Here is a 12183-nt window from a genome sequence, read left to right as displayed (position 1 = left end):
AGCCTAAAACTAAAAAAGCGCCACTTTTTCAAAGTGGCGCTTTTTTATATCTGTTATCTACTTACTTTAAATTTTGCACCAACCAGTATAAGTCGGAGTGAACCCCTGCAGCGGTCACGTCTTTACCTGCACCGGGTCCTTGTATCACCAAGGCGTTTTCACTGTACCACTGGCTATTGATAACAAATATGTTATCGCCCGGTGTTAAGTTTGCTAGTGCATCTCCTTTCGTCGCAAATGCCAAGCCGACTTTTGCTGTCACTTTATTATCTATGATTGATAATGCGCCAGTGTAGCGTAGCACTTTGCCTTCTTTATCCGCTTGTTCGGCTTTTTCACAAATGAACTGATCTAGCAGATCTTTGTTCGCTAAAAATGACTGCCAATCACCGTGTGCTAATTGCTCTGGCATCAAAGGGGTTAACCCTATCTCATCCAATTCTAATGTCAAACCAAGCTCACGCGCTAAGATAAGTAATTTACGTTGCATATCTCGACCAGATAAATCTTCGCGAGGGTCAGGCTCAGTAAACCCCATTTCTTGTGCTTTTAGCACCAGATCTGAAAATGGCACACTACCATCATAACTGCTGCATAACCAAGACAACGTACCTGAAAAAACGCCTTCAATGTGAGTGATTGTATCACCACTATTTTGTAAATCAGCAAGTGCAAAGTTAATTGGTAAACCCGCCCCCACAGAGGTATTGTAGCGCCATAATAAATTACGTTCCGTTAAGTTATGGCGCAATGCCTGATACCATTCATTATCGGCGGTACCAGCGTATTTATTAGCGCTGATCAAATGACAATCTAAATTAACAAACGCTGGATATAGTTGGCTAAATGACTCACTCGCTGTGATATCAATCACTACCTTATGCTCATAATCTAATTCGCCAATATGGCTAACCAAATCTGCAGCATCGTAATCTAGCGCTTCGTTATCCCATTGCGTTTGCCACTGCTCTAACCTAATGCCACTTGGGCAAAACACCATTTGTTGTGAACGCAATAAACCAACAAGCTTTACACTAAAATGCTGTTCTAAGCGTTCTAGCTGTTGTGATAGCTGGGTTATAAACACTTCCCCAACATTACCTAAACCGGCAATGATCACTGCCAGCTCCTGGCCTTTGTTAATCAATTTATCGTGTAATAATGTTAATACATCACTATCTATTGCTTGATCTGTCAGTAACAACGCGTAGTCATTATCTTGATGGCTAAAGCGTGGTGTCGAGCTCTCTTCACTCAATAATGCAGAGGCTTGTAAAGAAAGATGAGCAATATCATTGCTCGGCGCCACTATAGCGCACCCATATAAATTAGATTCAATGATGTTCGCACGTCCTTGCAAATGACTTACCACTTGATGTGTTGCCTCACCGGGCACCAAAAGGTACGTATCACCTTGTTTAACAAAGTGATGCAAACTGTGCTGAATAAGCTGGCTCAATTGCCCAACTTCACCTGCATTTAGTTGATCAACACGCAGTAAATCTATATTTTCCAAAGTGGTGATAAAACGCTTTGCTTTACTATAACCCTCTTTCACTATCTCCGTTGGATTCGCTTCGCTATCAAAACTACTTCGAACAACAAGTTTGATGTCTGAATTTTTAAGCGGTGATAAGGTCTTTGCATGCAGCACAGGGTTACCTAAACGAGCCAGCAAATTGGCTTGCCCACGACATACTTTTGAATACTTGACAGCTTTAGTCACTTTGCGCGGATCAGTACTGTAAACGCCCTGTGTATCTGTCCAAATAGACACTTGTTGCGCATGGCAATAACTGCCTAGCAATGTGGCACTGTAATCGCTGCCATTGCGTCCTAATGTTATCGTATTGTCTTGACAGTCACTGGCAATAAAACCGGTTACCACATTAATATGCTCAGCACTGATCTGCTCTTGGCACGCTTGCTGGTTTTTTTGATGCAATAACTGCCCATCATTAAGTGTAAATAATTGACGTGCATCAAGGTCTTGAGCTGCTAAACCTAGTTGTTTGAGATAAGCCGCCAATAAACGAGCTGACCATACCTCACCATGCGCAAGTAAAGGCGCTTCGCTCAGTGTATGCTGCGCTGCATGCTCTGCTAGTGTTGCCAATTCTTGCTCCAACACATTCAGCGCCGATTGCTTTGCTTGTGCTGTTAGTAGTTGCTCAATGAGAACGCGTTGATGATTATCAAGCAATAGCAAAATGTCACTTACAGCTTGCTGATCACCTTGTTGATAGCTTTGCCATAACTTAACTAATGTGTTGGTTGTTTTGCCTGCAGCAGACACCACAACACAATCACCTAACTCAGTGTGTGCCAGTATTATATTTGCGACTGCTTGATAGCGCTCTGGTGAACTTAAACTCGACCCACCAAACTTATGAACTATATTTACCATTTTTATTACCACAACGCCGTATGTGCTGGTGTTAACTTGAACGAGCTTGTGTGTTCACTTTGCTGTTCTTGCGGAACTACTTTTTTTGATGCCACAGGGCTCTGACCGTGACCTGGTTTTACTTTATTAAATACACGATCTAAGTCAGCAACCAAATCTTTGACATCTTCAATACCGACCGAAATGCGAATCAAGGTATCACCAACACCCGCTTCTAAGCGTGCCGTTGCATCCATACCGGCATGTGTCATCGTAGCCGGGTGGCAAATTAAACTCTCAACTCCCCCTAATGACTCTGCTAGGCTAAACTCTTCTAAGCTCGTCAAAAATGCCGCAGCATCATTTACATCCCCTTTGATATCAAAGCTAACCATGCCACCAAAGCCACGTTGTTGCTGTTTTGCCAGCTCATGTTGAGGATGAGACTCAAGGCCTGGGTAGTAAACTTGACTCACATACGGTGAACTTTCTAAATACTGCGCAATAACAAACGCATTTTCTTGATGTTGGCGCAAACGCACATTTAACGTACGTAAACCGCGCAGTGTCAAATAGCTATCAAATGGCGCGCCAGTAATACCTATATTATTTGCCCACCAAGCCAACTCATCACCTAACGTTTGGTTGGCTGCAATCACAGCGCCGCCAACAACATCCGAGTGGCCATTAATATATTTAGTGGTTGAATGCACAACAATATCAACACCAAACTCGATTGGGTTTTGTAGCGCTGGCGATAAAAAGGTGTTATCGGCACCAACAAGTGCACCGCACTGTTTAGCAATCGCAGTAATCGCTTTAATATCAGTCAGGCGTAAAATGGGATTACTCGGTGTTTCAATCCAGATTAGTTTTGGTTTTAACTCAAGAATTTTTTGATGGTTTTCAACCTTGGTTAAATCTAGAACCACTAGCTTAAGTAAGCCTCGTTTTTCAAGTGAGGTAAATAAGCGATAACTGCCGCCATAGCAATCGTGTGGGATCACTAACGTATCATTGCTGTTAAGTAACTGTGTTGCTAAATGTACCGCAGCCATGCCTGTCGCAGTAATAATACCTTTTGCGCCACCTTCAAGTTCAGCCAATGTCTCAGCTAAAATATCACGGTTAGGGTTACCGCTGCGGCCATAATCGTATTGACGTTTTGTATCAAAGTCAGCAAATGAATAGGTCGTTGATAAATGGAGAGGAGGCACAACTGCACCGTGATGTTTATCAGCGTCGATTCCTTTTCGTACCGCGATAGTTGCTTTGTTCTTTTGACTCATAACGTCACCTACAATTAAATGGATGTTTAGACGTCTAAAAGGTTAGATGATCAATACTCATAAGTCAAAGAATTTGTGGTACAGAGTTTACATTTATAGAAGTAAAGAAATTTAGCGAGCTAGATGGCTAAATAACAAGTGTTTGACTATCTTTTTTAAAACGATAGAATTTCCCGCATCTTTGCAAAGCAACTCGGCGATGCAAACAATTAATAACCTGAGGCAACGATACTTCTTATGGCTAAATGGAATGGTGAATATATTCACCCATATGCAGAACACGGTAAAAAATCAGAACAAGTGAAAAAGATCACCGTATCTATTCCACTCAATGTACTTAAAGTTTTAACGGATGAACGCACGCGTCGTCAAATTAACAACTTAAGACATGCAACAAATAGTGAATTGCTTTGTGAAGCATTTTTACATGCGTTTACTGGCCAGCCTTTACCGAATGACGACGACTTACGTAAAGACAATCCAGAGAAAGTACCTGAAGAAGTGAAGAAAATTATGCTTGAGATGGGGCTTGAAGTACCTATTCTTAACGAAGATTAAGCTACATTCCTGCCTTCAGGAATTGGATACAAAAAAACCTCAGTAACTTACGTTACTGAGGTTTTTTATTATCAGATTATTTTGACCTAAGCCATATAGTTTTCAGGCATATCAATTTGCGCTACACCTGAATCAATCGCCGCTTGCGCTACAGCTTTAGCAATACGCGGTAATAAACGCGGATCCATTGGTTTTGGAATAATATACTCAGGGCCAAATTCTAATTTATCAACACCTGCAGCAGTTAGTACTTCAGCAGGAACAGGCTCTTTTGCAATACTGCGAATAGCATCTACCGCTGCAATTTTCATTTCATCATTGATTTGGCTTGCACGAACATCAAGCGCACCACGGAAAATAAATGGGAAACATAACACATTATTTACTTGGTTCGGGTAATCAGAACGACCTGTCGCCATTATAAGATCGTTACGCGCGCTGTGTGCTAATGCAGGGTTAATTTCAGGATCCGGGTTAGAGCAAGCAAAAATAACGGGCTTGTCCGCCATTAACTTTAAATCTTCAGGCGCTAATAAATTAGGCCCAGACACCCCAACAAACACGTCTGCGTCTGCAATAACATCTTGCAAAGTACGTTTATCAGTGTTGTTCGCAAATAATTGTTTATATTCATTAAGGTCATCACGGCGAGTGTGAATAACCCCTTTACGGTCAAGCATATAAATGTGCTCACGCAGTGCGCCACACTTAATTAGCAACTCCATACATGCTACAGCAGCAGCACCTGCACCTAAACACACGATGATCGCATCTTCAATCTTTTTACCTTGAACTTCTAAAGCGTTGATCATGCCAGCAGCTGTTACAATCGCTGTACCGTGCTGATCATCATGGAATACGGGAATGCTGCAGCGCTCAATTAACGCTTTTTCGATTTCAAAACATTCTGGGGCTTTAATATCTTCGAGATTAATACCACCAAACGTATCGGCAATATTAGCCACCGTATTGATAAAGTCTTCAGTCGTGCGATGTTTTACTTCAATATCGATAGAATCAAGGCCTGCAAAACGTTTAAATAGTAGCGCCTTTCCTTCCATCACTGGTTTTGAAGCCAAAGGGCCTAAATTACCTAGGCCTAATATTGCTGTGCCATTTGTGATAACCGCAACTATGTTGCCTTTACCTGTATATTTATATGCATTAGCGGGATCCGCTGCAATTTCACGAACAGGTTCAGCAACACCAGGGCTGTATGCTAAAGCGAGATCTTGAACGGTTTCAGCTGGCTTAGTAAGTTCAACGCTGATTTTTCCTGGAACGGGGTGGGCATGGTAGTGTAGTGCTTGTTCACGAAAGTCTGACATAACGCGATTTTATCCTGCAAGTAAGTTAAATTAAGTGTGAGAGAGCAGTTCTATATCTTTAATTGAGAACAATACCGATATTATAATTAAATTCAAGCAATATCAGGTCTATCCTGTTATAAGCTATATCAGTTAAGTTTATGCGTTTTGTCAGCATTTTTAGCAAAAAATTCCAAAATGACATGATAAAAACACACGCTAAGCATCAAAAAACCTGGCTGAAATTGATTGAATTTACCCCGCACAGTGTAATTAGTGCAAGCTTAGGTTCAATAAGAACGTTAACCGACGATAGCAACAGTTAAGTATAATTTAGCCTATTTTAGTTACAAACATCATTGATACGTACTTTGCTGTTACAATTAATATAGTGAAAAAAATGCGGCTTGTCTGTTCATCTCAAGCTATAGCCATTATAAAAAGCAGAAATATCACTCGGCATAAAGGCGATATGAAGGGTAATGGAAGGTGGCAACAAAGCCGTACAGAATGGAATATTTGATGAATTTAACCTGCCGTTCTAAATAAAGGCTGCCAAAAGCAGTGTTCCTTTATTACAGGCACAAAAAAAGCACCCTAAGGTGCTTTTCTCGACACAAAAGCAGAAATTACTTGCTGCTAAGTGAACCGAAACGCTTGTTAAAGCGATCAACACGGCCACCTGTATCTAGAATCTTTTGCTTACCAGTGTAAAACGGGTGACACGCAGAACATACGTCTAAGTGGATGTCTTTACACAGTGTAGAACGAGTTTCGAATTTATTTCCGCATGAACATGTTGCTGAAATTACTTCGTACTTAGGGTGAATACCTTCTTTCATAGAAACCTCTAGTTAAGGCCGCATCGCTCTCCAAACCCGAAGTCTGGCACCATACGTCGTTTAAATCAAAATAATTGGACGCGTATTTTAAGCAACAACCCCGCTCGCTACAAGCTTTAAATGCGTTTTTTGCCAATAAAATGAACAAACGCTTTAATCGGCTTATTTGCTGATAGGTTTTTTATCGTAACTTTAGTACATTAGCGGTCTTGTTGGTTATTGTTGAGTTGCTATGAGTTTTGTTGAAGTTGCTATAAAAGTCCCGCTACAGCGTACTTTTGATTACAGCCTACCGGAACAACTTAATGGTTTATCAATCACACCAAAGGTCGGTTCGCGGGTTATTGTGCCATTTGGTAATCAAAAGAAAGTCGCCGTGGTACTAGCATTAAAGACCACCACTGACGTACCAAAAGATAAAATTAAAGCACTCATAGAGGTGATTGACGATGAACCAATATTATCTACTCAGCACCTTGATCTATTGCGCTTTACTGCTCGCTATTATTGTTACCCATTAGGCGAAACAATACATATAGCGTTACCTGGCGCATTACGCCAAGGAGAATGCCCTGATAAGAGCAGTATTAACATGGTCGCCTTAACTGAAAAAGGCGCCAAGCTCCCGTCTTTAAAAGCCAAAAGCCAACTAGGATTATTAAAGCAATTAGCCGAATCAGGTAAGTCCTCATTCACTGAATTAAAAGCGCTGGGATTTAATAAAAAGACCATTGATAGCCACCTCACAAAAGAGCTTATTAGCCAAAGTATTGAACACGATAACCTATGGCAACAACAAGCACCACAAATTGGTACTAAACCTGTATTAAACAAAGAGCAAGCCGTTGCCTGTACGTCAATAAACCAAAGCACAGGTTTTAATAGTTTTTTACTTGAAGGGGTAACAGGCAGTGGCAAAACCGAAGTTTACTTACAATGCCTAGAAGAAATACTAAAACGGGGCGAGCAAGCACTGGTACTGGTACCTGAAATTGGCTTAACACCACAAACCGTTAACCGCTTCCGCCGCCGCTTTGTTGATACCCCAATCATGCTTTGGCATTCAGCCCTCACCGATAACGAACGCTTACAAACGTGGCGCTTTTGCGAAAAAGCCGGTTGCGCTATTGTGATAGGTACTCGCTCAAGTATATTTTTGCCTTTTTTAAAGCTCGGTATGATCATTGTTGATGAAGAGCACGACAGCTCTTTTAAACAACAAGATACCCTTCGCTACCATGCTCGAGACTTAGCCGCATACCGTGCGTTTCAACATAAAATTCCATTAATATTGGGCTCAGCGACACCCGCCTTAGAAACACTACACAAAGCAATTAACGGTAAATATCAATTATTGAGCCTGACGCAACGCGCGCAAACCAGTACAGATAACAAGTTTCAGCTGTTAGATATGAAAGGTCAGCCCGATCAAGCCGGTATCGCCCATGCAAGCCTTGCTACCATGCGCCAGCATTTAAACCGTGGTAAGCAAGTGATGGTGTTTTTAAACCGCCGTGGCTTTTCACCTACGCTAATTTGCCATGAATGTGGTTGGCTCAGTGAGTGCTCACGTTGCAGTACCAGCGCAACGTTTCATAAAGCCATAGGTCAAATGATATGCCATCACTGCGGTGAGCAAGAGCGCGTGCCACATCAATGCCCTGACTGTGGCAGCACACAAATATTTCCAAATGGTAAAGGCACCGAACAAATAGAAGAGTTTTTAACAAGTGAATTTGCCGATATCCCCATTAGCCGTATTGACCGCGATTCAACTCGCCGTAAAGGCAGCTTAGAAAAAGCCTTGGATGATATAAACCAAGGTGGTGCTCGTATTTTAGTGGGTACGCAAATGCTCGCTAAAGGCCACCATTTCCCAGATGTAAGCTTAGTGCTTATTTTAGATGTAGACAGCGGCCTTTATTCCTGTGATTTTCGTGCTACTGAACATTTGGCTCAATTGGTTACACAAGTTGCAGGACGCGCAGGGCGAAGCGGAGAGCCCGGCCACGTGTTATTACAAACGCACTTTCCTGAACACCCACTATTACAAGACCTAGTCAACAACGGTTATCAAGACTTTGCCCGCTTTGCTTTACAAGAGCGTGAAGATGCACAATTGCCCCCAATCACTAATATGGCGATTGTTCGAGCCCAAGGCCATAACGTAAAACAGGTGGTGGATTTTTTAACTGATTTAGTTCCAGTGCAAGGTGTAAGTGGTATACAATTGCTGGGTCCAATTCCTGCCCCACTTGAAAAGATAGCAGGAAAATACCGTTTTCAATTACATATTCAAGCGCTTGATCGTCAGCAATTACATCAATATCTCGCGCAAATGATAGAGTATTTAAGCACCAGTAAATTAGCACAGAAAGTGCGCTGGAGTTTAGATGTCGACCCAATCGATATGATTTAAGGTTAGAGCTTTAAACACACATGGCACAACACGATTTTATTAATAAAAAGCCGGGTAACCGCAACAGTAAAAAACAACCACCACCGAAAAAGCCTTTTCCTATTTTATTAGTCCTTGTGACTCTGGTGTTAGTGGGCGGATTTTGTTTTGGCCTTTGGTATGTCAAAACTAATGCCGATCCTAAACTGGTTGAGCAACAAGCGAATCCAACTAAAAAGATTGAAAAGGTTGAACCTGCAAAACCGCGGCCACCTGAATTTATCAAAGAAATAAAAGAGCATGAAGTGCAGGTCGAGGTCAAAGAGCTTGAACAAAAGGGCCCCTATGTTATGCAATGTGGATCATTTAGAACCCATGCTCAAGCCGAAACCCTCAAAGCAAAAATTGCGTTTGCGGGCCTAATTGCCGAGATCCGCGAAACCACAGGCACCAATGGCATTTGGTATAAAGTGCGCTTAGGCCCTTATAAAACAAAGCGTTTAGCTGAAAGCGACAAAAACAAACTTAAGCGCAGCAAAATAATGGGTTGTGGAATTTGGCTTTGGACTTGATTTTAATCCATTAACCCATATTAACTCCTCATCAATCGTTTTTTACGAGTCGCCCCTGCGACTCGATGATGAGGAATAACATGACCACTATTGTAAGTGTACGTCGCGGCGATAAAGTCGTCATTGGTGGCGATGGCCAAGTCTCTCTTGGTAACACCGTAATGAAGGGCAATGCCCGCAAAGTTCGACGCCTTTATAATGGCAAAGTAATCGCTGGTTTTGCTGGCGGTACTGCTGATGCCTTTACCCTATTCGAACGTTTTGAAAGCAAACTTGAAATGCACCAAGGTAACCTCACCAAGGCGGCCGTTGAAATGGCCAAAGATTGGCGCAGCGATCGTGCCCTTCGTAAACTCGAAGCTTTGCTCGCAGTTGCTGATGAAACAGCCTCTTTGATCATTACAGGTAACGGCGATGTCGTGCAGCCTGAAAACGACCTAATCGCTATTGGTAGCGGTGGTAACTTTGCGCAATCAGCCGCAACTGCGTTACTTGAAAACACCGACCTCAGCGCCCGTGACATCGTAGAAAAAAGCCTTACTATTGCAGGCGATATTTGCGTATTCACTAATAATTTCCAAACCATCGAAGAATTGTAATAGGAACCGCTATGTCTGCTATGACTCCAAGAGAAATCGTACATGAACTTGACCAACATATTATTGGCCAAGCAAAAGCAAAAAAAGCGGTGTCTATTGCCCTTCGTAACCGCTGGCGTCGCATGCAATTAAACGACGACTTACGCGCTGAAGTGACCCCTAAAAATATCTTAATGATTGGGCCTACCGGTGTTGGTAAAACAGAGATTGCACGTCGCTTAGCAAAACTTGCTAATGCGCCATTTATCAAAGTAGAAGCGACTAAATTCACTGAAGTGGGTTACGTGGGTAAAGAAGTTGAAACCATCATTCGTGACTTGGTTGACGTATCAATTAAAATGACCCGTGAGCAGCAAACGAAAAAGTTTAAACACCGCGCTGAAGAAGCCGCTGAAGAGCGCATCCTAGATGCCCTACTACCGCCTGCCAAAGACTCATTTGGTGAAAGCCAACGTGATGATAACTCTTCAACTCGTCAAACATTCCGTAAAAAGCTACGCGAAGGCCAATTAGACGATAAAGAAATAGACATTGATGTTGCACAGGCACAGCCAAATGTGGAGATTATGTCGCCACCGGGCATGGAAGAAATGACCAACCAGCTGCAAAGCATGTTTCAAAACATGTCTGGTGACAAGCGCACCAAACGAAAGCTTAAAATTAAAGAAGCATTCAAGCTTTTAACCGAAGAAGAAGCGGCAAAACTGGTCAACCCTGAAGAGCTAAAAGAACAGGCAATCTTTGCTGTTGAGCAAAACGGTATCGTATTTATCGATGAAATCGACAAAATCTGTAAGCGTGGTGAATCATCAGGTCCAGATGTTAGCCGCGAAGGCGTACAACGCGACTTACTGCCACTGATTGAAGGCTCAACCGTAAGCACGAAGCATGGTATGGTAAAAACCGATCACATGTTGTTTATCGCCTCTGGTGCATTCCAAATGTCTAAACCATCAGACATGATCCCAGAGCTACAAGGTCGTTTACCTATTCGTGTTGAGCTAGAAGCACTGACTGCTGATGACTTTAAACGCATTCTTACTGAACCTCATGCGTCACTTACAGAGCAACAACGTGAACTGCTTAAAACTGAGCAAGTGAATGTTGAGTTTGCTGATGACGCCATAGAGCGCATTGCAAAAGCAGCGTGGCAAGTAAATGAGAAAACCGAAAACATTGGTGCACGTCGCTTGCATACGGTCATGGAAAAATTAATGGAAGAAATTTCATTTGATGCCTCAGAACAAGCTGGCACAAGCCTTGTTATTGATGCGGCGTATGTTGAAAAACACTTGGGCGCATTGGTTGAAGATGAAGACTTAAGCCGCTTTATTCTTTAACAGCCGTTTAATGTATACTTAAGGCCTCCTATTGGAGGCCTTTTTATTGCCCTATGAGTTTAGCTATGAAACAAGTTATAAAAGTTCATTACCACAGCGTTAGTAAGACCCTCGACGTCTATTTCGATGACGACTCATCATGCACTTTCAGCAGTGAGTTTTTACGTGTGCATTCCCCCTCTGCCGAAGTGCAAGGTCATGGCAATGAGCCTATGAAACTCGTGTTGGCTAAATCACAGGTTGGTATCAGCAAAATAGAACCTGTTGGTCATTATGCAATTAGGCTCATCTTCGACGACAACCACAACAGCGGCTTATTCAGCTGGAGTTACTTCTCACACCTACAAGCTAACCATGTTGAGTTATGGCAAACATACCAACAACGCCTCGCAGAGCATCAAGCGAGCAAAGACAGCGTACCGATAAAGTTTGTGCCTTAATAAGTTGGCGAGAGTAAAGTTATACCTATTCGCTTAATTAAGAGATCTATTTTGAGGCAAGAAAACCTTGTCGATAACAAGGCAAAACAATCGTCATTTAGTTGTTCTAATTAAGATCTTTTTAACGCCATTAGCGTCAGGTTTAATACCTAAAAATGATTTAGTATTATTGCGGATTGGTATTAACAGTTAAAAGGTTCAAGATAAAAGTTAGTGCAGCTCGGCGTTTAAACTAACTATGTAGATTGCCATTATGAAGCAGCGAAATCTAATGAGAAGGCGCTAGGCTTTAGCTTCTAGATTTTTAAGCTCAAAAAGTTATCTAAATAAGTCTTAGAAAGCCTTTAAAATTAGTGAAACCTAACAACCGCGTTTGTGCCAATACAGTCTTTGAACATGAGTAACGCCCGCGCTAGGGGCTGATAATGTTTGGCTAAAATTGTGTAGCGAAG

The 12183-nt window shown here is 42.1% G+C and carries 10 protein-coding genes; 6 read left to right on the top strand and 4 right to left on the bottom strand.

What is annotated here, in order from left to right; translation table 11 throughout:
- Positions 1-61: 61 nt before the first annotated feature.
- Entirely contained in the window at positions 62-2407 is a 2346-nt protein-coding gene (gene metL, locus ATS75_RS13235; RefSeq protein WP_058560895.1) for a bifunctional aspartate kinase/homoserine dehydrogenase II, read from the bottom strand.
- A gap of 5 nt (positions 2408-2412) precedes the next feature.
- Complete coding sequence (gene metB / locus ATS75_RS13230) at positions 2413-3675, bottom strand: cystathionine gamma-synthase (RefSeq protein ID WP_058560894.1); 1263 nt, start codon at positions 3673-3675, stop codon at positions 2413-2415.
- A 237-nt stretch (positions 3676-3912) separates the two neighbouring features.
- On the opposite strand from metB, the gene metJ reads away from it, so the two are divergent.
- Positions 3913-4233, top strand: a complete 321-nt coding sequence (gene metJ, locus ATS75_RS13225) for a met regulon transcriptional regulator MetJ (RefSeq protein WP_058560893.1) — start codon at positions 3913-3915, stop codon at positions 4231-4233.
- Between the two features lie 86 nt (positions 4234-4319).
- Here metJ and ATS75_RS13220 read toward each other — a convergent pair whose 3' ends face one another.
- Both ATS75_RS13220 and rpmE read right to left on the bottom strand, forming a co-directional pair.
- Positions 4320-5561 (bottom strand): malic enzyme-like NAD(P)-binding protein, encoded by a 1242-nt coding sequence (locus ATS75_RS13220; RefSeq protein WP_058560892.1) that lies wholly within the window; start codon positions 5559-5561, stop codon positions 4320-4322.
- Positions 5562-6169: 608 nt separating this feature from the next.
- On the bottom strand, positions 6170-6382 hold the full coding sequence (rpmE, locus tag ATS75_RS13215) for a 50S ribosomal protein L31 (RefSeq protein WP_058560891.1): 213 nt from the start codon (positions 6380-6382) through the stop codon (positions 6170-6172).
- 232 nt (positions 6383-6614) lie between these two features.
- Here rpmE and priA point away from each other — a divergent pair, with 232 nt between their 5' ends.
- From priA to ATS75_RS13190, 5 genes are all read left to right on the top strand, one after another.
- A complete protein-coding gene (gene priA / locus ATS75_RS13210; protein WP_058560890.1) occupies positions 6615-8801 on the top strand; it encodes a primosomal protein N' in 2187 nt (728 codons plus the stop codon).
- A 20-nt stretch (positions 8802-8821) separates the two neighbouring features.
- Entirely contained in the window at positions 8822-9352 is a 531-nt protein-coding gene (locus ATS75_RS13205; protein ID WP_058560889.1) for an SPOR domain-containing protein, read from the top strand.
- Between the two features lie 80 nt (positions 9353-9432).
- Entirely contained in the window at positions 9433-9951 is a 519-nt protein-coding gene (gene hslV, locus ATS75_RS13200; protein WP_058560888.1) for an ATP-dependent protease subunit HslV, read from the top strand.
- Positions 9952-9962: 11 nt separating this feature from the next.
- Entirely contained in the window at positions 9963-11291 is a 1329-nt protein-coding gene (gene hslU / locus ATS75_RS13195; protein WP_058560887.1) for an HslU--HslV peptidase ATPase subunit, read from the top strand.
- Between the two features lie 65 nt (positions 11292-11356).
- Complete coding sequence (locus tag ATS75_RS13190) at positions 11357-11731, top strand: gamma-butyrobetaine hydroxylase-like domain-containing protein (RefSeq protein ID WP_058560984.1); 375 nt, start codon at positions 11357-11359, stop codon at positions 11729-11731.
- The last annotated feature ends 452 nt before the right edge of the window (positions 11732-12183 follow it).

Origin of the sequence: Pseudoalteromonas sp. H105 (genome assembly GCF_001469215.1) — a bacterium.
In the GTDB taxonomy this organism is placed as follows: domain Bacteria; phylum Pseudomonadota; class Gammaproteobacteria; order Enterobacterales; family Alteromonadaceae; genus Pseudoalteromonas.
Note: the sequence above shows the minus strand (reverse complement) of the source record. Positions and strands in the feature narration are given on the sequence as shown.